At 70.0% G+C, this 26,208-nt stretch carries 14 protein-coding genes; 10 read left to right on the top strand and 4 right to left on the bottom strand.

The genetic code is table 11. The annotated features are described in order from the left end of the window. Window positions 1-47 precede the first annotated feature (47 nt). From NVU01S_RS27250 to NVU01S_RS27225, 7 genes are all read left to right on the top strand, one after another. A complete protein-coding gene (locus tag NVU01S_RS27250; RefSeq protein WP_082032318.1) occupies window positions 48-13,778 on the top strand; it encodes a non-ribosomal peptide synthetase in 13,731 nt (4,576 codons plus the stop codon). Continuing rightward, complete coding sequence (locus NVU01S_RS43600) at window positions 13,775-13,993, top strand: hypothetical protein (protein WP_156161834.1); 219 nt, start codon at window positions 13,775-13,777, stop codon at window positions 13,991-13,993. The genes NVU01S_RS27250 and NVU01S_RS43600 overlap by 4 nt, the downstream gene beginning before the upstream one ends. Next, window positions 13,990-14,985: a daunorubicin resistance protein DrrA family ABC transporter ATP-binding protein gene (locus NVU01S_RS27245; RefSeq protein ID WP_043678122.1), complete on the top strand. Its 996-nt coding sequence runs from the start codon at window positions 13,990-13,992 to the stop codon at window positions 14,983-14,985. The genes NVU01S_RS43600 and NVU01S_RS27245 overlap by 4 nt, the downstream gene beginning before the upstream one ends. Window positions 14,986-15,047: 62 nt before the next feature. Further along, on the top strand, window positions 15,048-15,830 hold the full coding sequence (locus NVU01S_RS27240) for an ABC transporter permease (protein ID WP_043678149.1): 783 nt from the start codon (window positions 15,048-15,050) through the stop codon (window positions 15,828-15,830). 279 nt (window positions 15,831-16,109) lie between these two features. After that, window positions 16,110-17,909, top strand: coding sequence for a hypothetical protein (locus NVU01S_RS27235; protein ID WP_244467440.1), 1,800 nt, complete (start codon window positions 16,110-16,112; stop codon window positions 17,907-17,909). A gap of 24 nt (window positions 17,910-17,933) precedes the next feature. Next, the gene (locus NVU01S_RS27230) at window positions 17,934-19,766 is read left to right on the top strand and encodes a hypothetical protein (RefSeq protein ID WP_043678126.1); all 1,833 of its coding nucleotides are present in this window, start codon (window positions 17,934-17,936) and stop codon (window positions 19,764-19,766) included. Window positions 19,767-19,879: 113 nt separating this feature from the next. Then, window positions 19,880-20,434 (top strand): flavoprotein, encoded by a 555-nt coding sequence (locus NVU01S_RS27225; RefSeq protein WP_043678128.1) that lies wholly within the window; start codon window positions 19,880-19,882, stop codon window positions 20,432-20,434. A 57-nt stretch (window positions 20,435-20,491) separates the two neighbouring features. Here the strand turns inward: NVU01S_RS27225 and NVU01S_RS27220 are convergent, their stop codons facing one another. Further along, window positions 20,492-21,679 (bottom strand): MFS transporter, encoded by a 1,188-nt coding sequence (locus tag NVU01S_RS27220; protein WP_043678131.1) that lies wholly within the window; start codon window positions 21,677-21,679, stop codon window positions 20,492-20,494. 279 nt (window positions 21,680-21,958) lie between these two features. Then, window positions 21,959-22,294, bottom strand: a complete 336-nt coding sequence (locus NVU01S_RS27215) for an RNA polymerase-binding protein RbpA (RefSeq protein ID WP_014986090.1) — start codon at window positions 22,292-22,294, stop codon at window positions 21,959-21,961. A gap of 286 nt (window positions 22,295-22,580) precedes the next feature. Here NVU01S_RS27215 and NVU01S_RS27210 point away from each other — a divergent pair, with 286 nt between their 5' ends. Then, window positions 22,581-22,916 (top strand): hypothetical protein, encoded by a 336-nt coding sequence (locus tag NVU01S_RS27210; protein WP_081869103.1) that lies wholly within the window; start codon window positions 22,581-22,583, stop codon window positions 22,914-22,916. Window positions 22,917-23,128: 212 nt separating this feature from the next. Here the strand turns inward: NVU01S_RS27210 and NVU01S_RS27205 are convergent, their stop codons facing one another. Together NVU01S_RS27205 and NVU01S_RS27200 are read right to left on the bottom strand one after the other, a co-directional pair. Continuing rightward, window positions 23,129-24,166, bottom strand: a complete 1,038-nt coding sequence (locus NVU01S_RS27205) for a hypothetical protein (protein WP_043678133.1) — start codon at window positions 24,164-24,166, stop codon at window positions 23,129-23,131. Between the two features lie 199 nt (window positions 24,167-24,365). Then, window positions 24,366-25,064: a M23 family metallopeptidase gene (locus NVU01S_RS27200; protein ID WP_244467442.1), complete on the bottom strand. Its 699-nt coding sequence runs from the start codon at window positions 25,062-25,064 to the stop codon at window positions 24,366-24,368. A gap of 183 nt (window positions 25,065-25,247) precedes the next feature. Between NVU01S_RS27200 and NVU01S_RS27195 the strand changes: the two genes are divergently transcribed. Both NVU01S_RS27195 and NVU01S_RS43595 read left to right on the top strand, forming a co-directional pair. Next, on the top strand, window positions 25,248-25,565 hold the full coding sequence (locus tag NVU01S_RS27195) for an ArsR/SmtB family transcription factor (protein ID WP_043678135.1): 318 nt from the start codon (window positions 25,248-25,250) through the stop codon (window positions 25,563-25,565). A 399-nt stretch (window positions 25,566-25,964) separates the two neighbouring features. Further along, on the top strand, window positions 25,965-26,208 hold a 244-nt coding region (locus tag NVU01S_RS43595; protein ID WP_209444860.1), incomplete at its 3' end, for a helix-turn-helix domain-containing protein.

The raw sequence follows: 26,208 nt of genomic DNA, 5'->3' as shown, positions 1-26,208 counted from the left end.
TCTGTGTTCTGGAAGTTGCGTCGAACAGCGGCAGAACGGAGTGATTGATGAGTTCATTGGCCACGGACAGCGTCGACCAATGTTCATCGGGCGAATCCTCGGCACAGCCATTCGTCTTGTCGCCGGCTCAAACGGCGCTCTGGTACGCGCAGCGGATTCGGCCGGATGTGCCGCTGACGATCGCCCAGTATGTCGAGATCCACGGCGACCTGGATGTCGGCCGCCTGCTCTACGCGATCGAGCGATTCGGCGCGGAATCCGAGGTCGGCAAGCTGCGCCTGGCGGAGATCGACGGAATCCCGCACCAGATAGTCGATCCCGCGCGCCGGCCGGGGTGGGCCAGGGTCGATCTGCGCGGCGAGCCCGACCCGCACGCCGCGGCGCTGCGCTGGATGCACGAGTACACCGGTTCGCCGATCGATCTGGAGCGCGACCCGCTCACCGCGAATGTGGTGCTGCGCACCGGGGATTCGGATTACATCTGGTACTCGCGTGCCCATCACATCGTGATCGACGGCTACGGCGCGATGAACGCGCTCACTCGCACCGCCGAGATCTACACCGCGCTGGAGAATCGGACCGAGCCGGTGGTCTCGCGCGCCGCGCCGCTGGCCGAGATCTACGCCGACGAGGTCCGCTACCGCGAGACCAGCAGGTTCCGCGCCGACCGCGACTACTGGCTGGAACAGCTGGCCGGCGCGGGCGAGCCGATGAGCCTCGGCGGCAGCACCGTCACCGCGGCCGGCCAGGACGCGGGCCGCCGCATCGCCGCGGGCGTGCTCGACGACCGTGCGCAGGCCGCGATGGACGCGGCCGTCACCACCTTCGGCACGGCCAACTCGGCACTGTTCGTCGCCGCGCTCGGCGCGTATGTCCGTTCGGTGACCGGAAATCCGGATGTGGTGCTGAGCCTGCCGGTCTCCGCGCGTACCACCGTCTCGCTGCGCCGCTCGGCCGGCGTGGTGTCCAATGTGGTCCCGATCCGGCTGCGCTTCACCGCGGAAACCACCCTCGCCGATGTGGTGAAGGCGACCGAACTCCAGATCACCGGCGCGCTGCGGCACCAGCGCTACCGGCACGACGACATCCGCCGTGACTGCGGCTACTCGCGCGACTCGCGCGGCTTCTTCGGGCCGATGGTCAACATCATGCTGTTCCACGACGAGTTGACCTTCGGCAGCCTGGTCGGCTCGCTGAACGTGCTGGCCACCGGCCCGGTCGAGGACCTGTCGGTGAACCTGTACAACGGTGTCGGCGGCCGGATCCACGTCGACTTCGAGGCCAACCCGCGCCTCTACGGCGAGGCCGAGGTGTCGGTGCACCACGACCGTTTCCTCGACTTCCTCACCCGATTCCTCAGCGCCGCACCGGACACCCACGCCGAGACGCTCACCGCGATCACCGCCGCCGAGCACGAGCGCGTCCTGCACGAGTGGAACACGACCGAGGCGCCGCGGCAGCCGGGCACCCTCGCCGAGCTGTTCGCCGAGCGCGCGGCCGCCTGCCCCGACGCGATCGCGCTGGAATCCGGCGACGACACCTCGGCCACCGCGACGCTCACCTATCGCGAACTCGACGAGCGCGCCAATCGCCTGGCCCGCCTGCTCATCGAGCGCGGGGCGGGACCGGAGACCGTGGTCGGCCTGTGCCTGCGTCGCAGCATCGATCTCGTGGTCGGCATGTACGCGATCGTCCAGACCGGTGCGGCCTACCTGCCGCTCGATCCGGAACATCCGGCCGATCGGCTCGATCAGATCGTGCGGCAGGCGTCGCCGGTCTGTGTGCTCACGGCCGCGCGCGACGAGCTCGCGATGCCCGAATCCGCTGCCGCACTGGCCATCGACACCGTCGACCTGGCCGGCTACCGCGGTGCGCCGATCACCGATGCCGAACGCACCGCCGCCCTGCGCGCCGACCACCTCGCCTACGTGATCTTCACCTCCGGCTCCACCGGCAAGCCCAAGGGTGTCGGCGTGAGCCACGCCGCGATCGTGAACCGGCTGCGCTGGATGCAGCACGAATACTCGCTCGACCGGACCGACGTGGTGCTGCAGAAGACGCCCGCCACCTTCGACGTCTCGGTGTGGGAGTTCTTCTGGCCCTTGCAGATCGGCGCGCGACTGGTCGTCGCGGCGCACGACGGGCACCGGGACCCGGCCTACCTGGCCCGGCTGATCGCCGAAAAGGGCATCACCACCGCGCATTTCGTACCGTCCATGCTCTCGGTGTTCGTCACCGACACCGATGTGCGCGGCTGCACCGCGTTGCGTCAGGTGTTCTGCAGCGGCGAGGCGTTGCCCGCGGCCACCGTCCGGGACTTCCACGCGGCGCTGCCCCGGCCCGCGTTGCACAATCTGTACGGTCCCACCGAGGCCGCCGTCGACGTCACCTACTGGCCGTGCCCGGCCGACCCGGCGACCGTGCCGATCGGCTCGCCGGTCTGGAATACCCAGACCTACGTGCTGGATTCGCGGTTGCGGCCGGTGCCGCCTGGCGTGGTCGGCGAGTTGTACCTGGCCGGTGTGCAATTGGCGCGCGGCTACCTCGGCCAGCCCCGGCTCACCGCGGATCGCTTCGTGGCCAACCCGTTCGGCGCGGGTGCACGCATGTACCGCACCGGCGACCTGGCCCGCTGGCAGCTCGGCACGGACGGTCCCGGCGTGCTGGAGTACATGGGCCGCAGCGACTTCCAGGTCAAGATCCGCGGCCTGCGGATCGAACTCGGCGAGATCGAGGCGGCGCTGCTCGACGACGCGCGGGTCGCCAGGGCGGTCTGCGTGGCGCACGCGGGCCGCAACGGTGACGAACTCGTCGCCTATGTGGTCGCGACCCCGGCCGCGGGACGGCTCGACACTGCCGCGCTGCTCACCGAGCTGCGCCGTACGCTGCCCGCGTACATGGTGCCCTCGGCGCTGCTGGCCCTCGATGAGCTGCCGCTCAGCGCCAACGGCAAGATCGATCGCAAAGCGCTGCCCGCCCCGGTCGGCGTCCGGGCCACCGGACGGTCCACCGCGGAACCGCGTACCGAGGTGGAGCGGGTGCTCGCCCGGGTCTTCGCCGAAATGCTCGGCACCGAGGTCGGCGTCGAGGACAGCTTCTTCGACCTGGGCGGCAACTCGCTGGTCGCCGCGCGCGCGGTGGCCCGGATCAATGCCGCCCTCGGCACCGGCCTGACCATTCGCGACCTGTTCGAGGCCTCGACGATCGCCGCGCTCACCCAGCGCTTCGCCACCCACACCGCCGATGTTTCCTCGCCGAAACTCGTTGCGGCGCAACGCCCCGAGCGGATTCCGCTGTCGCTGGCGCAGCAGCGGCTGTGGATCCTCAACCGCTTCGCCGAACACGCGGCCGCCTACAACATGCCGCTGGCGGTCCGCATCGAGGGCGCGCTCGACGTCGAGGCGCTGCGGGCGGGCCTGGTCGACGTGATCGAACGCCACGAGAGCCTGCGCACCACGTTCCCGGAGTCGGCCGAGGGACCGGTGCAGCTGATCCACCCGGCCGCGGAGATCCCGCTCACCCTGGACCCGATCGACGCCGCGGGCGCCGACGTGGCGGAACTGGCCACCGAGTTCGCCGGGTACGGCTTCGATCTGCGCAGTCAGGCGCCGATCCGGGTGGCGCTCTACCGCACCGGACCGGACCAGTGGGTGTTCCTGGTCGTGCTGCATCACATCTGCGGTGACGGCTGGTCGATCGCGCCGCTGGCCCGCGATCTGATGACCGCGGTCGCGGCGCGCGGCACCGGCTCCGCGCCGCAGTGGGCGCCGCTGCCGGTGCAGTACGCCGACTTCGCCCTGTGGCAGCGGGAACTGCTCGGCAACGAATCCGATCCGGCGAGCGCGCTGAGCGGTCAGCTGACGCACTGGCGTTCGGCGCTGGCCGGCCTGCCCGACCAGCTCGACCTGCCGCTGGACCGCCCGCGCCCGTTGCGCAGGTCGACCACCGGCGGCCGGGTCGATTTCACGATTTCCCCCGAGAACCGCCGCGCCGCAAGCGAACTGGCCGCCGCCCGGGGCGTCAGCATGTTCATGGTGCTGCACGCCGCGCTGGCCACCCTGCTGTCGCGACTGTGCGCGAGCACCGATATCGCGATCGGCACGCCGATCGCGGGCCGCTCCGATCCTGCGCTGGACGAGCTGGTCGGCATGTTCGTCAACACGCTGGTGCTGCGCACCGAGATCGATCCGGCCGCGGGTTTCGACCGCATGCTCGACGTGGTGCGCGAGACCGATCTCAACGCCTTCGCCAACGCCGACGTGCCGTTCGAGCGGCTGGTCGAGGTGGTCAACCCCGAGCGCTCGGCCGCGCGGCATCCGCTGTTCCAGGTGATGCTGTCCTACGACCGGGATCCCGACCTGCGCATCGAGTTGCCCGGCGTACGGGCCGAGGTGCTGCCGATCGTCTCCGATATCGCGAAGTTCGATCTGCAGCTGGTGGTGCACGACGACGTCACCGACGGACCGCTCACCGCCGAATTCGGGTACGCCACCGATATTTTCGACCGCGCCACGGTGGAATCGTTCGCCCGCCGCTTCGTCGCCGTGTTGAATGCCGTGGTCGCCGCGCCGAGCATGCCGATCGGCGATCTGAGCATTCTCGATCGGCGCGAGATCGCCAATCTGGTGCCGATCGCGGGCGCGCCCGCCGAACCGTTCACCACGCTGGCCCGGTTACTCACCGACACGGCCGAGCGGGTGCCGGACGCGGTGGCCGTGCGCTACCTCGGTGTCGACACCACCTACCGGGAACTCGACGAGTCCTCGAACCGGTTGGCGCGCGTGCTGATCGAGCACGGCGCCGGCCCGGAGGTGGTCGTCGCGATCGCGCTGCCGCGCGGCCTGGACGCGATCACCGCGGTGTGGGCGGTCGCGAAAACCGGTGCGGCGTATGTGCCGATCGATCCGAGCTACCCGGGCGAGCGGATCGCGCACATGATCGGCGATTCCGGGGCCATCCTCGGCCTGACCGACGCCGCCTGCCTGGCGGCCATGCCGGAGTGGCCCGCGCCGCGCGGCAAGCACCGCAAGAACTACGTCGACTGGCTGGTGCTGGGCTCGGCCGAACTGGCCGCGGAAGCGGTGCACTGCTCGACCGACCCGATCACCGACGCGGACCGGCATCATTCGCTGTGCACGGTGCATCCGGCCTACCTGATCTACACCTCCGGCTCGACCGGCAAGCCGAAGGCGGTGGTGGTCACCCACGCCGGCCTCGCCTCGCTCGCGAACGAGCAGACGCACCTGTTCGGCGTCACGGATTCGGCTCGGACGCTGCATTTCTCGTCGCCGAGCTTCGACGCGTCGGTGCTGGAGCTGCTGCTCGGTTTCGCCGCGGGCGCGACCATCGTCGTGGCGCCCGCCGGTCTGTACGGCGGCGCCGAACTGGCCACGCTGTTGCGCACCGAGCGGGTCACCCACGCGTTCGTCACCCCGGCCGCGCTGGCCACCGTGCCGACCGACGGGCTGGACGAGCTGGAGGCGGTCATCGTCGGCGGCGAGGCCTGCTCGGAGGAGCTGGTCGAGACCTGGTCGGCCGAGCACCGCATGCACAACATGTACGGCCCGTCGGAGGCGACTGTCGCCGCCACCGCGACCGGGCCGATGGTGCCGGGCCGCCCGGTGCCGCTCGGCCTGCCGATCCGCGGCATGCGCCTGTTCGTGCTCGACGGACGGCTGCACCCGGTGCCGCCGGGCACCCCCGGCGAGCTGTACCTCTCCGGCCCCGGTCTGGCCCGCGGCTACCACGGTCGTTACGGCCTTACCGCGCAACGGTTCCTGGCCAACCCGCACGGTCGCCGCGGCGAGCGGATGTACCGCACGGGTGACCTCGTCGTGGTCGAGACCGGCGGTCAGGTGCGCTTCCTCGGGCGCGCCGACGATCAGATCAAGATCCGCGGCTTCCGGATCGAGCTGCGCGAGATCGACCACGTGCTGCGCGCGCACCCCGGCGTGAACTTCGCGCTCACCGTGGTGCACACCGACGAACACGGCCAGCCGCGGCTGGCGTCCTACGTGACCGTGGACCAGCCGGTGGCGGCCGCCGATCTCACCGAGACCGCCCGGCAGCGCCTGCCCGGCTACATGGTGCCCGCCTCGGTCACCGTGCTGGACGAACTCCCGGTCACCCCGGCGGGCAAGCTGGACCGAAAAGCGTTGCCGGAGCCGGTCTTCGCGACCGGCGGCAGCTCGCGGGCGCCGGCCACCGAGCTGGAGTCGCGGGTCGCGGGCGTGTTCGGCGAGATCCTCGGCCGTCCCGTCACCGGGGCCGAGGACAGCTTCTTCGATGTCGGCGGCAACTCGCTGCTGGCCACCCGGCTCGCCGCCGCGCTGCACGCGGAATTCGGGGTGGACCTGCCGGTGCGGGTGATCTTCGAGGCGCCCACCGTCGCGGGGGTGGCCGAGCGGCTCACGGAAGCGCCCCGGACGCAGCGGTTGGCGCTGGCTGTGCAGACCACGCGTCCGGGACGCATTCCATTGTCGCTGCCGCAGCAGCGACTGTGGTTCCTCAATCGATATTCTCCCGAATCGAGCGCATATAACATCGCTTTCGTTATCCGGATCGCGGGAGATCTCGATGTGGCGGCGCTGCGTGCGGCGCTCACCGATCTGGTGGAGCGGCACGAGGTGCTGCGCACCGTGTTCCCGGAGGACAGCGCGGGCGCCCAGCAGGTGGTGCTGCCGACCGCGCGGGCGCTGCCCGCGATCGAGGCGATCGACACCGACGAGGCGGGCGCGACGGCCGCGCTCGGCGCGCTCGCGCATCGCGGCTTCGACCTGATCCGCGATACGCCGCTGCGAATGACGCTGCTGCGCACCGGTGCCGAGCGCTACCTGCTCGGCATCGTGGTGCATCACATCGCCGCGGACGGCTGGTCCCTCGGCCCGCTGACCCGCGACCTGGCCGCCGCGTATGTGGCGCGGCACGAGGGCGCGGCCCCGGCCTGGACCCCACTTCCGGTGCAGTACGCGGACTTCGGGCTCTGGCAGCGCGCCTGCCTCGGCGACGAGGGCGAGCCCGGCAGCCTCGCGGCCGAGCAATTGGCCTACTGGCGTAGCGCGCTGGCCGATCTGCCCGCGGAACTGCCGCTGCCCTACGACCGGCCGCGGCCGGCGGAGCCGACCCAGCAGGCCGGCACCGTGCCGTTCACGGTGCCGGACCCGGTGCAGCGCGCTCTCGCCGAGCTCGCCAAGGAGCAGGGCGTCAGCATGTTCATGGTGCTGCGCTCGGCGCTGGCCGTGCTGCTGCGCAGCGTGACCGGCGGGCGCGACATCGTGATCGGCACCCCGGTGGCCGGCCGGACCGACACCAAGCTCGACGAGCTGGTCGGCATGTTCGTCAACACCCTGGTGCTGCGTTCCGACGTGGACCCGGACCGCCCGTTCGCGGGTCTGCTGCGCGCCGACCGGGACACCGAGCTGGCCGCGATGGCGCACGCCGACATCCCGTTCGAGCGGGTGGTGGAGGAGCTGGCCTCGGGCACGACCCGGGGCAGGCATCCGCTGTTCCAGGTGGCGCTGACCGTGCAGGACGGCCCGGTGCCGACGCTGGAGCTGCCGGGCCTCGAACTGCGGGCCGAGGAACTCGATATCGCGCTGGCCAAGTTCGATCTGGAACTGCGGGTCGCCCACATCGGCTGCGACGCCGGACCGGGCGAACCCGGGCGCGCGTTCGAATTCGTCTACGCCGCAGAACTGTTCGACGAGGCGACGATCCACACCCTCGCCGACCGGTTCCTCCGGGTGCTGGCCGCGGTGACGGCCGATCCGCGAGTGCTGGTGCGCGACATCGACACCCGCACCGAACGGGAACGCCGCCTGCTCGCCCCGGCGACCGGCGGGCCGACCACGCCGCAGTGCACGCTCGCCGCGTACTTCACCGCGACCGCGCACATGCATCCGCATCGCACCGCGGTGCGCTCGGGCGCGACCACGCTCACCTACGCCGAACTCGACAAGCGCTCGAACCGGTTGGCCCGGGCGCTGATCGCGCGGGATATCGGCATCGGCGACCGGGTGGCCCTCGGCCTGACCCGCTCGGTCGAGTCGGTGCTCACGGTGCTCGCGGTGGTGAAGACCGGCGCGGCGTTCGTGCCGGTCGACCCGAACTATCCGGCGGACCGGGTGCGGCACATGCTCGCCGACGCGGGCTGCTGGGTCGGCGTCACCGTCGGCGCGCACGCCGAGCGGTTGCGTGCGGCCGCTGCGGACGGCCCGGCGACGGACTGGTTGCTGCTCGACGACCCGGCCGTGCGCGCCGAGCTGGAAACCTACGACGACGCACTGGTCGACGATCTCGACCGCATGTGCACCATCGAGGCGGCCGACCTGGCCTACCTGATCTACACCTCCGGCTCCACCGGAAAACCCAAGGGCGTCGCGGTCACCCATGCCGGGCTGTCCAATTTCGCGGACGAACTCCGCGATCGGATGCGGGTCGACCGCGAGTCGCGGACACTGCATTTCGCCTCGCCGAGCTTCGACGCGGCGGTGCTGGATCTGCTGCTCGCGGTCGGCTCCGGGGCCGCCCTGGTGCTCTGCCCGCCCGACGTGTACGGCGGTGACGAGCTGGCCGCGCTGCTGGAGCGGGAGCGGATCACGCACACCTTCATGACCCCGGCCGCGCTGGCCACCATCGATCACGAGCGGTGGCCGCTGCCGCACCTGCGCGCGCTGATGGTCGGCGGCGAGGCGTGCGCCCCGGATCTGGTGGCCCGCTGGGCGCCGGGACGGACCATGCTCAACGGATACGGACCCACCGAGACCACGATCGTCGCCACCATCGCGACGCTCACCGCGGAGCGGCCGGTCACCATCGGCACGCTGGTGCGCGGGGCGCGGGCGCTGGTGCTCGACGAGCGGCTGCGCCCGGTGCCCGCGGGCGTGCCCGGCGATCTGTACCTGGGCGGCCACGGTGTCGCACGCGGCTACTTCGATCGATTCGGGCTCACCGCACTGCGTTTCGTGGCCGACCCGTTCGGCCCGGCCGGGGCGCGGCTCTACCGCACCGGCGACGTGGTGCGCTGGAACGAGGCCGGTGAACTGTGCTATCTGGGCCGCAGCGACCACCAGGTGAAGGTGCGCGGCTTCCGGATCGAGCTCGGCGAGATCACCGCCGCGCTCGGCGAACATCCCGCCGTGCGGTTCGCGCACACCGAGGTCCGGCAGATCGCCGGCGCCGACCGGATCGTGGCGTTCGTACAGCCCGCCGACGAGCACACCGGGGTGGACGTGGAGGCGGTGCGCGCCCGGCTGGGCGCGCAGTTGCCGACGCATATGGTGCCCGCCAGTATCACTGTGCTGGAACGGATTCCGCTCACCCCGGTGGGCAAGCTGGACAGCGCCGCGCTGCCCGAGCCGCAACTGGCCCTCGCCGCGGCCACCCGGGAACCGTCGACCCCCGCGGAGCGACTGGTCGCCCGGGTGATGGGGGAGCTGGTGGGTGTCGAGGCGGTGCGCGCGGACGACAGCTTCTTCGATATCGGCGGAAACTCGCTGCTGGCAACGCAACTCGTCGCGCGGCTGGCCGCGGCCAGCAACACCAGGCTGGAGGTGCGTACCGTCTTCGCCGCGCCGCGGGTCGCCGAACTCGCCGCGCACCTGGATTCGGGACCGGCCGGGGCAGGCTCGCGTCCGGCGCTGGTCCGACAGGCCCGCCCGGATCGGATTCCGCTCTCGGCGGCGCAGCGCAGGCTGTGGTTCCTCAACCGGTTCAACGGGATCGGCGAGGCCGCGGCCGACGGCGCGGACCTGTCCGCGGGCGCGTACAACGTGCCGGTGGTGCTGCGGATGAACGGCACGCTGAACGTCGACGCGCTGGTCGTCGCGCTGCACGCGGTGCAGGACCGGCACGAGACGTTGCGGACCGTGTTCCCCGAGGTCGGCGGCGAACCGACGCAGCAGGTGCTCGATCTGGTCACCGCGGCGATCACCCTGTTCGTCGCCACGGTGCGCCCGGACGAAGTGGACGACGCGGTACGGCGTTTCGCCGCACCGGGATTCGATCTCGCGGGCGTGGTGCCGATGCGGGCCGCACTCATCTCGGTGTCCCCGGAGGGCGACCGCGGCGTGCGGAATCCGGCCGAGGTGTCCGACGAGCACGTGCTGGTGCTGGTGGTGCACCACATCGCGATGGACGGGCAGTCGCTCGCGCCGCTGGCGCTCGACGTGGCCACCGCCTACCGGGCCGCCTGCGCGGGTCGGTCGCCGGACTGGGACGAGCTCGCGGTGCAGTACGTGGATTACACACTGTGGCAACAGGACACGCTCGGCACCGAGGACGATCCGGACTCGGTGATCCGCAGGCAGCTCGACTACTGGCGCCACCAGCTCGACGGCGTCCCCGAACTGCTCACCCTGCCCGCCGACCGGCGCCGCCCGCCGGTGCCGTCCTACCGCGGCGGGCTGGTCGAATGCGAGATCGACGCGTTCACCCATCGGGCCCTGCACCGGGTCGCGACGAGCAACAACGTCAGCATGTTCATGGTGCTGCACGCCGCGCTCGCGGTGCTGCTGCACCGGATGTCGGCGACCGACGACATCACCGTCGGTACGCCGATCGCGGGGCGTGCGCATCCCGCGCTGGACCGGTTGATCGGCATGTTCGTCAACACGCTGGTGCTGCGCACCCGGATCGATCCGGATGCCCGGTTCACCGACCTGCTGCACACCGTGCGCGACGTCGACCTGGACGCGTTCGCGCACGCCGACCTGCCGTTCGAACGCCTCGTCGAGGTGCTGAATCCGGCTCGGTCCCAGGCGCATCACCCGATGTTCCAGGTGATGCTCTCGGTGCAGAACCATCCGGTGGGCGGGCTGGAGCTGCCGGGCCTGCGGATCGAGGCGGCCGATGTGGACACCGGCATCGCCAAGTTCGACCTGCAGTTCACGCTCACCGAATCGCAGACGCCGGAACGGGATCCGGCGGGTATCACGCTGTCGGTCAACTACGCGAGCGATCTGTTCGACGAGCAGACCGCGCTGCGGCTGGGCCACCGCCTGGCGCGGTTGCTCGCCGCGGTCGCGGCGAATCCGACCACCGCGGTGGGTGATCTGGAGCTGCTCGATCCCGCCGAGTGGTCCGGCCTGGCCCCGGTGCGCGGCGCGGAGCCCGACCGTGCGGTCACCTTCCCCGAGGTGTTCGCGGCGGCCGCCGCGGTGGATCGCGCGGCGATCGCCCTGCGCGCCGACGGCACCCAGATCAGCTACGACGCGCTGGACCGCTGGACCAACCGGCTCGCCCGGGTGCTGATGCGGCGCGGGGTCGGCCCGGAAACGCTGGTGGCGCTGGGGGTTCCGCGCTCGGTGGAATCGGTGGCCACGGTGCTCGCGGTGGCCAAGGCCGGCGCCGCGTTCGTGCCGGTCGACCCGAACTATCCGGCGCCGCGGATCGCGCACATGCTCTCGGATTCCGGTGCGGCACTGGGCATCACGCTCAGCGCGCACCGCGACGAGCTGCCCGGCGAGGTGGAGTGGATCGTGCTGGACGATCCGATCTTCCGTGGGCTGGTGCTGGATTCACCCGACGGGCCGATCGTCGCGGCGGAGCGCACCGCGCCGCTGCGGATGGACAACCCGGCGTACGTGATCTACACCTCCGGTTCCACCGGCACGCCCAAGGGCGTCGTGGTCACCCACGGTGGACTGTCCAACTTCGCGGCGGAGACCGCGCAGCGCTTCGACGTCCGGCCCGGTTGCCGGGTGCTGCACTTCGCCACGCCGAGCTTCGACGCGGCGATGCTCGATCTGCTGCTCGCGCTCGGCGGCGCGGCCACGCTGGTGATCACCCCGGCCGGGGTGGTCGGCGGCGAGGATCTGGCGCGGGTGTTCATCGACGAGGCGATCACGCACGCGTTCATCACCACCTCGGCGCTCGGCACGGTGGACCCCACCGGCGTCACCGCGCTGCGGCACGTGCTGGTCGGCGGTGAGGCGCTGCCGCCGGATCTGGTGACCCGGTGGGCGCCGAACCGCAACCTGTACAACGTGTACGGGCCCACCGAGACGACCATCGTCACGGTGATCTCGCAGCCGATGACGCCGGGCGGCCCGATCACCATCGGCGGTCCGATCCGCGGCGTCAGCGCGACCATCCTGGACGGTCGCCTGCATCCGGCCCCGGTCGGGGTCACCGGCGAACTGCATCTCGCCGGTTCGGCGCTGGCGCGCGGTTACCTCAACCGCCCCGGCCTGACGGCGCAGAAGTTCGTGGCGAACCCGTTCGGCAAGCCGGGCGAGCGGATGTACCGCACCGGCGACCTGGTGCGCTGGTGGACCGGTCACGGTGCGCCGGCGGCGGGCCGCGACCACGGCGGCAGCCGGCAGATCGAATACGTCGGCCGCACCGACCATCAGGTCAAGATCCGCGGCTTCCGCATCGAACTCGGCGAGATCGACGCGGCGCTGGCCAAGCACGGCGGCGTGGAATTCGCCACCACCATCGGGCACCGCACCCCCGCGGGGAGTACGGCACTGGTGTCGTATGTCAAGGCGCGCAACGGTATCGGGCTCACCACGGCCGAACTCACCGAGCATGTGGCCGGGCTGGTGCCGAACTACATGGTGCCGCAATCGATCATGCTGCTCGACCGGGTGCCGCTCAGTCCGGTCGGCAAGCTGGATCGAAAAGCCCTGCCGGAACCGGTGTTCGCGGCGGCCGACGGCTATCGCGCACCCGCGACGCCGACCGAGGTCGCCCTGTGCGCAGCCTTCGCGGCGGTGCTCGGCGTGGAGACGGTCGGCGCCGACGACGGTTTCTTCGAGCTCGGCGGCAACTCGCTGCTGGCCACGAAAGTCGTTGCGCAGGTAAGGGCCAACGGCCTCGACCTGCCGGTGCAGGCCATGTTCGGCGAGGCGACCCCGGCCGCCATCGCCGCCCGGCTCGACGGATCGGGCGCGGGCATCGTGGCGGCGCTGGGGCCGGTGTTGCCCATCCGGCCCAACGGCAAGGCGGCGCCGCTGTTCTGCGTCCATCCCGCCATCGGGTTGGCCTGGTGCTACTCGGGTCTGCTCGCGCACCTCGCGCCGGACCGTCCGGTGTACGGGTTGCAGGCCCCGCACGTCGCGGGCGAGGACGGGTTCGCCTCGATCGCGGAGGCCGCGCAACAGTATGTGGCACATATCAAGTCGATCCAGCCGACCGGCCCCTACCACCTGCTCGGCTGGTCGCTCGGCGGCCTGATCGCGCACGAGGTGGCGGTGCAATTGCAAGAAGCGGGCGACGAGGTGGCGCTGCTGTCCATGATGGACAGCTACCGGCTCTCCGACGCCTGGCTCGAGCACGCGATCCCGAGCGTGGCCGAGATCATCGAGGAGTTCGGCAGCGACCAGCTCGACGCGCCGCTGGACCCCGCGATGAACCTGCGCGACGCGGCAGAGCTGCTGCGCGCGCGTCCGGGGCCGTTCGCGGCGCTCACCGTCGAGCACCTCGAACGGCTCTACGCCGGCTACACCAACGGCACCCTGCTCGCGCACGGCTTCCGGCCCCGGGTCTTCGACGGCGATCTGCTGTTCTTCACCGCCGCCGCGGACGAGATCAACCGGGCCGATCCGGAACGCACCGCGGCGGCCTGGCAGCCGTTCGTCACCGGCGCTATCCGCGATCACGAACTGCCGTGCCGGCATTCGGCGATGACCGCGCCCGAATCGCTCGCCGCGATCGGACAGGTGCTGCGCGGCGCACTGGACGGGGCCGCGGTACTGCTGCCCGCCGGTGCGCAACCAGCGAAGAACGGTGTGCGGCGAGCCAAGAGCGGCGCACGAAAGGAGAAGCAGAGGTGAACGGGCAATACCCGGCCACGCGCCAGTCGATGCGTCCGGAACGACCGGTCGTGCCCGCGCCGGGACCGGCCGCGGGCGGGGACTGCGAGGTGGACGGGCTCGACCTGTCCATGCTCCGGCCGTTTCGGGCGGTCGCCCGGCCCGCACGGCGCAAGCGGTGCGCGTCCGCCGGGGCCGGTCGATCGACTTCGACGACGGGGGAGGCGGCACAATGAGTTTGGCGGTGGAAGTACTCGGCCTGGTCAAGCACTACGGGCGGATCCGAGTGCTCGACAACATCGATCTGCAGATACCGAGCGGCACCGTGATGGGTCTGCTCGGCCCCAACGGCGCGGGCAAGACCACGACGGTGCGCATCGTGACCACCCTGCTGCGCCCGGACGCCGGCGCGGTCCGGGTGGCCGGTGTCGACGTGCTGCGCAATCCGGGTGCGGCGCGGCGGCGGATCGGGTTGTCCGGGCAGTACGCCGCGGTCGACGCGAACCTGTCCGGGTTCGAGAACCTGCGCATGGTGGCCCGGCTGTACGGGATGTCGCCACGGCAGGCCAGCACGCGTGCGACCGACCTGCTGGACGCGTTCGGGCTCGAGCACGCCGCCGACCGCAGGGCGGGCACCTACTCCGGCGGTATGGCACGCCGGCTCGACCTGGCCGGCGCGCTGGTGGCCAAGCCCGCGGTGGTGGTGCTCGACGAGCCGACCACCGGGCTCGACCCGCGCGGCAGGCTCGACATGTGGCGCGTCATCGGCGAACTCGTCGACGACGGCACCACCGTGCTGCTCACCACGCAGTACCTGGAGGAGGCCGATCTGCTCGCGGATCGGATCACCGTCATCGATCGCGGGCGGGTGATCGCGCGCGGCTCGGCCGACGAACTGAAGACCTCCATCGGCGGTGACCGGCTCACCGTCACGCTGGCTCCCGGCCAGGACGTGCAGCCCGCGCTGTCGGTGCTCGCCCAGGTGGGCATCGGCGAACCGAGCCACGAAACGGGCACCGACGAGGCCTCGATCGTGGTCGGCGACGGCTCGCGCACCATGGTCGAGGCGCTGCGCAGGCTCGACGACGCGGGCGTCTGTGTGGTGGACGCCACCGTGCACCGGCCGAGCCTGGACGACGTATTCCTTTCTCTCACCGGCACATCGGCCCGCCCCGCGGCCGACCGGAAGTCCGAAACCGATGACGTACAAGAGGAGATCCTGTCGTGACGGCGGTCCTGGAAAGTCCGAAAGTGCAGGCGGCGCAGGTCGATTCGGGGCCACGGCTGCGAATCTTCCGGGACAGCGCGATCGTCGCCTACCGTAACCTGCTGACCATTCTGCGGGTGCCGACCCTGCTGGTGACCGCCACCATCCAGCCGCTGATGTTCGTGTTCCTGTTCGCCTACATTTTCGGCGCCTCGCTGGGTGGTAGTCAGTACCGGGAATTCCTGCTCGCCGGAATCTTCACCCAGACAGTCGCTTTCAACGCGGCGTTCACCACCGTCGGCCTCGCGGGCGACCTGCAGAAGGGCATCATCGACCGGATGCGCACCCTGCCGATGTCCCGGCTGGCCGTGCTGATGGGACGCACGCTGTCCGACCTGGTGGTCAATATCCTCAGCGTCGCGGTCATGGTCGGCTGTGGCTATCTGGTGGGCTGGCGGATCAACGGCGGCATCGCCGACGCCGTGCTCGCGTTCGGCATCATCCTGCTCTTCGCCTTCGCCATGTCCTGGGTCGGCGCGCTCACCGGCCTCATCTCACCGACCGTGGAGGTGGCGCAGAGTGCCGGGCTGATCTGGATGTTCCCGCTCTCGTTCATTTCCTCGGCCTTCATCTCGGCGGAGACGCTGCCGGGTCCATTGCGCACCATCGCCGAGTGGAACCCCATCACCGCGGTCTCGGCTGCGGGTCGCAAGCTCTTCGACAACGACGCGCCGCCGTCGTTCGCACCGCCCACCGGATGGGCTGCCGACCACTGCGTCGGGTATGCCATCGCCTGCTCGCTCGTCATCCTCGCGGTGGCCATGCCGCTGGCATTGCTGCGCTACCGCAAGGTCGCCAGCCACTAGACGTCCCGAGTTCCACCGAGGCTCCGCCTGCCAGGTTGTTCATCCACCTGGCGGCGGAGCCTCTGGCGTTTTCCGGCCGCACTCGCCGCGGCTCGTGACGCCGAATCCGCAGGTTGCGGCCGGGTCCCTTGCATCTGCACTACTGCCGATCGGAATGTTCTGGGCGATTGCCAATAGCTGGCTGTCTGGCACGGATGGTGTGCTCATCGTCGACGAAGCGGTCGATGATACCCGGCTGTCCGCGTCGCGTCCGTCGAATGGAACGAAAGGAGCCGGTCAGTGGCTTTGGATGCCTTGATTCACCGGAGCTATCCGGTACGTGCCGCCCTGCGCTGGTCGGTGCTCGTGGGTGCCGTGACCGCCGCGGCAAGCCTGGTGGTGCCGGTGGGCGTCGCGTCGGCGGACGACTCTGTCCCAGTCACCCAGGCGACCGATCGCCAGGAGGAGGTCCTCGCCGTTCGCGACGGGGTCATCGTGTCGCAGGTCAGCTATTTCCTGCCGTTGCCCGCGGGGGCGGCCGCGCATCCGGCGGCCTGCGATCGCACCGGATATCTGCGTTACCGGGCCGTCGGTAGCCCGGAACATTCCGCCGACGCCGACAAGGTGATCGTGCAACAGCCCGGCGCGAACGGCGGCGCGGTGAACTCCGACAGCGTGGCCGCGAACACCGTCGTCGCCGCGCGGGCGAACGGCCAGAACGTCGAGTTCTGGGCCCTGGCGCGGCGCAGCCAGTGCCTCGATGAGTCGTTCGGGTTCGATTACGCGCTGCGTTCGGGCAACTACCTCGACGCGGTCGACTACTACTTCAACCACAAGCCGCTCGACGGCCAGGTGTTCCCCGGCTTCAAGGATTCGTCGCAGCTGGCGGTGCTCGATGCCATGGGCATGGAGCGGTTCGTCCGCGATCAATACGAGATGATGCTGTCGGAGATCCCGGAGCAGGCGAGCCGGCAGCAGAAATATGTGTGCACCGGCATCTCACTCGGCGGGCTGGTCGAAGGGTTCTTCGCGGACTGGGACTTCGACGGCAATCCGGCCACCACCAACGACGCCGGTTACCAGCAGTGCGCCGCGTTCGCCTCGCAGGATACGGCGATCACCTCCGATCCGGTCGCCATCCAGAACACGCCGTTCCTGCACGACATCACCAACGCCATCGTCGGCCCGACCAACGATGTCGTGAAAGCGGTCGCGAATGTCGGTGTACTGCCCCGTTCGCTCGTTTCGGTGCCCGTCGTCGGGGGTCGGACGTTCATGATCCTCCGATTGGCCGGGCTTGCCGCGTACCTGGAACCGGATGCGGAGAGCCAGCTCATGGCGCATCTACCGCACGATCTCGATATCGACCTCACGCTCGACTATCTGTACTCCGGATCGCCGGTGTCCTTCGCCACCAACGGCGCGGACGGCTCGGGCACCATCCGGGACTTCCGCTTCACCAACACCGCGTTGCTCGGCGAGTTGATCGACAACAACTCGGCGAACTTCGCACTGTGGGAGCAGGGAGTCGGCGCGATCGCGGGCGGGCCGGTGGCGGAGAAGACCTTCCCGGTGCCGGGCTCGGTCACCCAGGTGCCGCTGCTCGGCGGGTTCCTGCGGGTGATCGCGGGTCCGCAGCCGCGCGTCCGGCCCACCGATCGAAATGTGCTCTACACCTGGCGGAACTACGACGATGTACGCGGAGTGCCCTACACCTCGCCGAACCACGAAGCCTCCGATATCCGGGACGCCGCACGGCAACTCGGCACGGGTTCGCCGTACGCGTACTGGGAGACCTATCTTCCGGCCCGGCTCTTCATCGACATCGGCGCGGGCTACGGCGGCGCCCGCAGCGGTGACATGACGAACCTGCGCTACCACAACATGGCCCGCACCAAGCCGAGCTACATCGCTTATGCCGGTGATGGTTTCGTGCAGCAGGGCTTCGGCATGGTCGTGCCGCCGGGTCCGACCGCACAGGTGGTCACCCTGCCCGGCTACAGCCACGTCGACACGATCGGCGCGGCGCGGGTGCAGAACGACGGCAAAGCCGACGCCAGCGCGCAGACCCTGGCCGATTTCCTCAAAACCCTTGGCTGACCACATTTCACCGAAAGCGGAGTCATGAAGCTCACCAGTCGCATCAGAGTGTCGCTGTCCGTCGGAATTCCGCTGGCGGTCACGGCGGTACTGCTCGTCGTCGGCCTGCCTGTCCCGTCTTCCGTTGCCGCCCCGGTGGTTTCGCGGGGCGCCGACAGCGCCGAGGTCACCCCCTTCACCGATCCCAGCTTCGGCGACGATGTCGAAGCCACCTATGTCCGGCTGCACTACCCGAGCCCGTATTCCACGATGGCCCATCCCGAAGCCTGTGACTGGATCTCGTTCGTGCGCTACCGGTCCAAGAAGGGGCCGGAGCAGTCGTCGGACGCGGACGCGCTGCTCAGCGTGCAGCCCGGCACGTTCTCCGGTGCGGCGAACAACAATCCGCAAGGCCCGCAGGTCGTGCGCAAGGCCGCGGCGAACGGCAAGTCCGTGGAATACATTTCGCTGGATCGCCGGGCCAACTGTGCCGAGGACCGCACCGGGTGGGTCGCGGCCGAGCAGGCCGGGGACTACCACGTCGCGGCCGACTACTACTTCCACGGCAAGCCGATCGACGGCAAGACCTACCGGTACCAGACGTCGCAGGATCTGAACTACCTCGGCGAATACGGTCTGGCGCTGACCATGGACGACTGGCGTGCGGTGATCGAATATCTGCTGCCCGACCCGGCCGACCGGCACAAGATGGCCTGTGGCGGACACTCGCTGGGCGCCTTCCTCACCGGCCCGATGATGGCGTGGGACTTCGATCAGAATCCGGCCACCACCGAGGACGCCGGCTACAGCCTGTGCGGTCGCGGCATCGTCCCCGAAGACGGATTCGCCATGACCGATCCGGCGGGCTTCGCCGGGGCGCCACCGCTGGACGCGTTCTTCTCCGCGGTGGGCGGCGCCGTCCGCAACGGTGTCGATCTGCTGTTGAAGAACGGTCTGGGGACCGCGCAGTGGCCGGTCACGGCGGCCAGCGAGATCATGAACGTCTACTACCTCGCGGGCATGGCGGCGGACCAGAAACCGGACGAGGAAAGCGATCTGAAGAATCTGGTGCCGGTCGATCTGCGCACCGAGCCGTGGATGCGGCTCATGTACGGCAAGGACTATCTGGATCTGTTCACCGGCAACAACCTGCCGCGGGACTTCCGGCTCACCAACCGGGCCGCGCTGGGGATGCTGTTCGATCAGAACTCGGCGGAATACGTCATGCAGGCCGGGCTCGGTTACTACGACTGCCCGACCACCGGTAAGACGTACCCGGTGCCCAATGGACTCGGTTCGGTGCCGATCCTCGGGCCGAACCTGTTCGTCATTCCGCAGCGGGTCGGGTTCGGCCAGAACTACACCCCGGCCGATCGCAACCAGCTGTGCGGCTGGAAGAACTACGACCAGATGCCCGAAGCCACCATCGACGGCATCGATCCGGTCCGTGGGCAGCCGACCGATCGGGATCACGAGGTCACCGATATCGTGGAGTTCGCGCGGGCGATGAACCCCGGTCGCCAGCCCACGGACTTCTTCGAGGAGTACACGCCGGTGCGCATCATCACCGACATGATCTTCGCGCTCGGCCTCGGCCGCGACGGTGAACTGCGCCAGCTGCAGAACCGCACCGGCGGCATCCTGAACTTCCTGCTGCACGGTGATCGTTGGCAGAGCACGCCGGCGGGGCGGCGCAATCTGACGCTGCTCTCGGGTGATTCGCCGCTGCAGAACGCGGGCTGGGGCGGCATCCTGCCCGCCAACGCCAAGATCATTCCCGGCTATCGGCACTACGACGTGATGACCGCCGCGGAAAAGCAGAACAACGGGATGCCCGAGATGGCAAGTAGTCTGATCGCGAACTTCCTGACCCAGTAGTGATCTGAAAACCGCAGCGGCTCCGTCCCTTTCGCCTGGCGTGGGAAAGGTGCGGAGCCGTTGCGGTGCGGTGCCACCACACTCGCGGCGATGATTGCTGACACGATGGGGGGATGAATGAACAGGGGCGCCCGGTTCTGTACGCGATAGTGACAGGTTCGTCGGTGGCGCGGGACGTGGGGACGCTGGTGGATCTGGCGCAGGTGGACGGCTGGGAGGTCTGCGTGATCGCCTCGCCGGACGGGTTGCGGTTCATCGACGCCGACGGGCTCGCGGCGCGCACCGGACACGTGGTGCGCAGCCAGTACAAGGAGCCGGAAGCGCCGGACGCGCTGCCGCCGGCGGACGGGCTGATCGTCGCGCCGATCACGGCGAACTCGCTGGCCAAGTGGTCCGCCGGGATCTCGGACACGCTGCCGCTCGGCCTGCTGGTGGAAGCGGTCGGGCTGCGCCTGCCCGTGGTCGCGGTGCCCTTCGCCAACCGCGCGTTGATCAACTTTCCGCCGATCGGGGAGGCGATCCGGAAGCTGTCGGAATGGGGCGTGACGGTGCTGGCCGAGGATCCGCCGCACGAACCGGCCACGGGTGCGCAGGCCGCCGCCGGATTCCCGTGGGCCGGTGCCTGGCAGTCCCTGCTGCAGCACCCCTGGCGGCCGCGTCCCGCGTGATCAGCGAGACATGGTGGCGGCGGCACAAGGAGTTTCGCCGCCACCATGTCTCGTTGCTCACGAAGCGGTCCGGACCGGTGCCGACCGCTGCGCCGCCGAAGCCGAGAATCGTTCCGCCAGAGCACTTATCGCGGTCAAGACGAGGGTGATCACGACACCGCCGAGGATGGCGCTGCTCGGCGCGGTGTGCGCGAGGACCACGGCGGACACGGTGGCGGCGAGCCCGTAGCCGATACCGCCCACCGCGTACATCACCGAATAGGCCGCGGCGTGCAGGTGCGCGGGCAGCTGGGCGCGCAGCGCGAGATTGCGGGCGACGATCACCGCCGCCTGGAACAGTCCCGCCGCGGCGAGCGCGACCGCGATCCCGAGCCCCGGCGTGATCGCCACCAGCGCAACGCAACCCGCGGTGACGACGAGCAGGACCAAGGCCTGCCCCCGTACGGTCCCCGGCCACTCGCGCAGGCCGTAGCAGAACGCGCCCACCGCACCGGTGACGGCGAACGCGGTGAGCATCGGCCCGGCCCAGCGCACTTCGATGCCCCGGAACTCCAGCAGCGCGGGCAACACCAGCTCGGCCGTGGCCAGCAGCGACATCGCCGCGGCGCTGGTCAGGTAGATCGGCCAACCGGATAGGACTGCGCGCCAACCACCTTCGGCCTGCTCCACCGTGGCCGCGGCCGGTCCGGGCAACAGGAAGATGAGCACAGCCGCGGCGGCGGCGCCGATCGCCGCGAGCGTCAGCGGTGCCGCGGGGAACAGGCCCGTGGCCAGCGACACCACCAGCGCCGGCGCGGCAGCCCAGATCACCTGGGTGAGCATCGCTTCGACGCCGAGCGCGCGGGGCACGTCGGGCGAGGACACCAGCCCGATCAGCATCGAACGCATCCCACCGGGCGATCCGGCCGGACCGAACCCCGCGAGGAAGGCCAGCCCGATCAACAGTGGCGGGGGAGCCGAACCGCTCGACGCCAGCCCGGCGAACGCGACGGCCCCGACGGCGAAACCGGCGGCCAGCTGCGGTCGGATCCGATGCTGACGCAACCACATTCCCTGCACTGCCGCCCCGATGACCTCACCGAGGACGTACCCGGCGGACAGCACCGCGCCGAGCGCATATCCGCCGGGGGTCGACCTGACCAGGAACACCAGGCCCAGGGGTGCCATCGCGATCGGCAGCTTTCCGGCAAGTGACACAAGCGACCACGCGAGCACCTCGCGGGTGGCGAGCCGCCGATAACTCATGCTCGCCTCCGCCCCGGTTCCGGTAGTGATCTCCGGGTCAACCAGCCGACGGGCTCAGGTATTTCCCTGCGGCGCCACGGCTTTCGCGGCGGAGCCGGCCTTTCCGCGCGCCCACTCGGCCAACTGGGGGAGGGCCGCGCCGCCCACGCACGAGTTCCGCGACGAGTTCGTTCTGTACCGGGAATCTGTTGGTACGGACACCCTTTCGATGGGCGGGGCCCGGCTCGGAATGCGAAAGCCGCCCGCATCATGTGATGCGGACGGCCTCTGCGGTGTCGCTTACACCCGGCGGCGGGTCTTGAGCAGGTCGAGACGCTCCTTGAGGAGTTCCTCGAGCTCTTCCTTGCTGCGGCGTTCCAGCAGCATGTCCCAGTGGGTGCGCGGCGGCTTGACCTTCTTGGTCTCGACCGTGGTGCCTTCGATCAGGATGCCCTCCTGACCGTTGCGGCAGAGCCAGGTCGGCGGGATCTCGGCGTCGTCGGCGAAGGGGACGTCGAACTCTTCCCCGTTGTCGGTGCGGTACCGGGCGATCCGACGCGGCGCCAGGTCGTGGTCGCGGTCGGTCTCGTAGCTCACCGCTCCGAGCCGACTGCCCCGGAGTACGCGATCTGCCATGGTGTGCCTCTCCCTGTGTGCTCGAGTCTTGTTGCTGCGACCGGGTCCGGACGAACGTTCTCGTGCTCGACCTCAGGTACAACGTACGGGCCTGCGCCGATAGTTCCCGTCGCGGCCGCGGAACCGTTCCATTGTAGTCGCACCGGCGCGGGGGCCTCGCCACGCCCGTGGTCGGCGGGTTCGATGAGGGTCGCTGACCGGTCCGTGCCCGCCGAACCGTTAAGGTTCTGCGTCATGTCGCGCCGCTTGCTGTCCTGCCTGACTTCTCGATAGGGGGGTGTGTTCAATCTCTGATCGTCGTCACTCTCGTCAACTGTCCTGCCTGTGGTGTGGGCGAGAGATCGTGGAGTCGGAGGCAGGCCGTCGTCGCCGGTACTGCCGGCAGTCGTGTCGTCAGCGAGCCTACGAGCATCGCAACAGCCTGAAGGGCACCGGGATCCCCGACGATTCCGTGGTGCTCAGCGCCCAGGAGGCCACCGACCTGGCCGATCGCTGGTTCGCCGCCCGCTGCGCCGCCGAGGACGTCGCGATCGCCATCGACGAGGGCGCCTCGCACGAGGAACTGGCCACCCTCGGCAAAGCCCTGGTCGAACTGGCCCGCGACGCCGAACGGCTGCGCTGAGCGGGTCGGTTGGGTTGGGCGGGTCCGCTGGGCTGGGCGGGTCGGGACGGCTCGGCTGAGTCGGATGGCGGTGTTGAGTCCAACCGTTGCGCTGGGCGGGTCGACTGCGCTGGGCGGGTCCGCTGGGCTGGGTCGGGTGGCGGTGTTGAGTCCAACCGTTGCGCTGAGTTGAACCGTTGCGCTGAGCGGGACCGGGCACTGACCGGCTCATCTCACGCGGTGTGCCGGTGGCGCAGATAGATTCCGCCGAGGAGCACCCCGACGCCCGCCAGCACGCCGCCGAACGCCAGCAGCGTGGTGGCGTCCGGGTGGACCAGCGACTGGGCGCGCATCGCCTGGGTGAACACGATGGCCAGCACCCCGGTGTAACCGAGGCCGAGAACGCCGATCACCGCGGCACGGGTGCGTTCGGCCCGCAGCCACCGGTAGCGCGGCGCCGACCAGGCCAGCACGAGCACCGCGAGCAGCAGCACCTGGATGCCGTGCAGTCCGACGAAATGCGGGACGCGCAGGTCGCCGCCGATCGTGCTCCAGTGCGTGAGCGGCATGCCCGGTGCCGCGTCGCGCGGGGACAGGTCGCGCAGCGCCGGATCGATGACGGTATGGCCCGCGATCAATTCGACGACCTTGCCGTCCGCGTCGCGCACCAACTGCTTGCCGGTGAAGCCCATCAGATACCCCATGGCCATGCCCGCCACAGCGAAGAGCAGTCCGAAACGGATCGCGCTCGCGGTCGGCCGGTCGACCAGGCGTTGCCAGCACAGGATCAGCGCGATCAGCAGGTTCGCCAGGAACAGGCCGGGCACCCCGGACATGAAGATCTGCTGGCCGATCTGATTGACCGGGTCGGTGTCGACGTTGTTGAAATGGCTGAACGTGCCGCGCGCACCCTGCACCGCGATGAACCCCACGTCGAGCACACCGGTGATCGCGAACACCGTGCCCAGCCACCAGGTCGCGCGACTTCCCTTGTGCGGCAACGACAGCAGGAACGCGAGGGTGGCGCTGTAGAGGGTGAAGGCGAGGCCGAACTTGAACGGCTTGAGCCATACCGACTCGCCGAGCAGCTGCCGGTCGTCGGCCAGCATGCCGATCGCGGAGACGACGGCGAGGGCGGCCATGAAGGCGACCGACACCATGAGCGGACGATGCAGGCGGGCGGCGGTCCGGACGAGCCCGGCGGCGCCCGGGTGCGGCCGGTTCCCCGGCGTCGGTGCGCCGGGCCCGGCGGCCAGATCTGTGGTAGCCATGCACCGACGGTAGGAAGCCGAACCCGTGGAAGACGTCCCGCCGCAGCGCTATTCGCGTCTAGTACCCCCGGCGTCGCGTCTAGTACCGGGGTACTGAGCACCGAGGCGGTTCGGCCGCGATCGCGTCACCGTTGACGCGATCGCGGCCGAACCGCTCCGGGGTTTCGCCAGCCCCTCATCGACTCGCGAAGGGGTGGGACTACGGGGTGTTGCGCAGGATGTCGATGCCGCGGCCCGCGAGCCAGGGCAGCGGGTCGATCGGCTCGCCACCCGCGGTGTGGATCTCGTAGTGCAGGTGCGGGCCGGTGGAGAAGCCGCGGTTGCCGACGGTGGCGATGATGTCGCCCGCGCGGACCTGCTGGCCGACGGTGGCCAGGATGTCGTTCACGTGGCCGTAGATGCCGATGGTGCCGTCGTCCTGCTGCACCCGCACCCACATGCCGAAGCCGCTGGCCGGTCCGGCCTCGATCACCACGCCGTCGGTGACCGCGGCGATCGGCGTGCCGATCGCGTCGGCCAGGTCGAGGCCCGCGTGCAACGCGCCCCAGCGCATGCCGAAGGTGGAGGTGAGGATGCCCGCGATGGGACGAACGGTCTTGGGCCGCGCAGCCTCCACGGCCAGGCGATGCTGCTCCCAGACGACGCTCTCCGGGACGGTTTGCGGCATCTGGGCTTCGCGCGGGGTGAACGCGGTGAACGCGGCCTGGGTGGCCACCTCGGTGTCGGCGGTGGCGCGGGCGCCGGCGGTCAGGTGGCCGGCGCCGGTCTGATCGGCGGCGGCGAGCACCCCGAGCGAGGCGCTGACGACGGCGGACACGGCCACCGCGCGGGTGGCGGCGCGGTGGCGCCGGGTCCGGGTCGCGCCCCGACGTGAAGATAACGGAACGGTCACGGGCATGAGATGAACGTACGGGAGGTGAACAGCGACTCCGCAATCCTGTGGCAACCGTCACAGAGGTGCGAAAGCCCAGTTCGCTGGTCACGAATGGGTAACGAGGCGGCGCGCCTCGCGTGCTCACCTTGGGGAATTCCGTAATGCGCCGAGTTGACCGTGCGGTCGCCAGTTGATCACACTGTTTAAGTGGCGACTAATGGAGTTCGTGCGCTCGAGGCGTTGTCCGACCCGACTCGGCGGGCCATCTTCGAGGCATTACCGCAGGCCCCGCGCTCGGTCGGCGAACTCGCCGCACTCACCGGCGTGACCAGCTCCGCGGTTTCCCAGCACCTGCGGGTGCTGCGCGCGGCGCGCCTGGTGCTGATGCGCCCCGAGGGCACCCGCCGCCTCTACTCCCTCGACCCCCGCGGCCTCAGCGACGCCCGCGACTACCTCGACCAGTTCTGGCCCAGCGCCCTCGCCGCCTACTCCGCCGCCCTCCAAACCGCCCGCACCACCCCCTGACCCACTCCCGTTCCGCCGCAACACTTCTGGTTCGCCGCACCCTTCCACACCGCCGCACCCTTCCGCGCCGCCGCACCCCCTAGGGTGTGCCATATCGGGTGCGTGAACACGGAAGTGGTGCGGGCCTGAGTGCCGCCCCCGCACGACCTTTCGCGGCTGCACGCCGTACCGCACCGCTTTTGATATGCCGCACCACTTCTGTGCTCACGCACCCCCTGGGGCGTGGCATACCGTGTCTCAACTGACAGCACATCCCTGACATGTCGGTGACAGGACATCCCGGACACTGATCGGTCGATCGATGAGTGTTCGTTGATGGGCCAGAAGGTAGTCACGATGGAGCAGAGGCTTGCTGCTGTGTTCGCCGAGGTTGCTGCTGGGCGTGCCACGGTCGTTGGAGTGTGTGCCGAGCTGGGGATCAGCCGGGACAGGTTTTATGTGTATCGGCGCCGCTTCGCCGAGGAGGGTCTGGCTGGTCTGGTGCCGCGTTCGCGTGCACCCAAGTCCAGCCCGACGCGGACCTCGGAGTTGATGACCGGGTTGATCGTGGCGGCCCGCAAAGAACTCGAGCGTGAGGGCTGGGACAACGGCGGACTCTCGATCCGGGCCCGGCTGCTCCACGACGGCGTCCTGGATGCCCCGT

This window comes from Nocardia vulneris (assembly GCF_001613425.1).
In the GTDB taxonomy this organism is placed as follows: domain Bacteria; phylum Actinomycetota; class Actinomycetes; order Mycobacteriales; family Mycobacteriaceae; genus Nocardia; species Nocardia vulneris.
The sequence above is the reverse complement of the archived record's forward strand: the minus strand, read 5'-3'. Positions and strand labels throughout refer to the sequence as shown.

Coding starts and splice junctions, on each gene's coding strand:
- NVU01S_RS27250 (WP_082032318.1), top strand. CDS start 48: ATGAGTTCATTGGCCACGGACAGCGTCGACCAATGTTCATCGGGCGAA.
- NVU01S_RS27245 (WP_043678122.1), top strand. CDS start 13,990: ATGAGTTTGGCGGTGGAAGTACTCGGCCTGGTCAAGCACTACGGGCGG.
- NVU01S_RS27230 (WP_043678126.1), top strand. CDS start 17,934: ATGAAGCTCACCAGTCGCATCAGAGTGTCGCTGTCCGTCGGAATTCCG.
- NVU01S_RS27225 (WP_043678128.1), top strand. CDS start 19,880: ATGAATGAACAGGGGCGCCCGGTTCTGTACGCGATAGTGACAGGTTCG.
- NVU01S_RS27220 (WP_043678131.1), bottom strand. CDS start 21,679: ATGAGTTATCGGCGGCTCGCCACCCGCGAGGTGCTCGCGTGGTCGCTT.
- NVU01S_RS27215 (WP_014986090.1), bottom strand. CDS start 22,294: ATGGCAGATCGCGTACTCCGGGGCAGTCGGCTCGGAGCGGTGAGCTAC.
- NVU01S_RS27205 (WP_043678133.1), bottom strand. CDS start 24,166: ATGGCTACCACAGATCTGGCCGCCGGGCCCGGCGCACCGACGCCGGGG.
- NVU01S_RS27200 (WP_244467442.1), bottom strand. CDS start 25,064: ATGCCCGTGACCGTTCCGTTATCTTCACGTCGGGGCGCGACCCGGACC.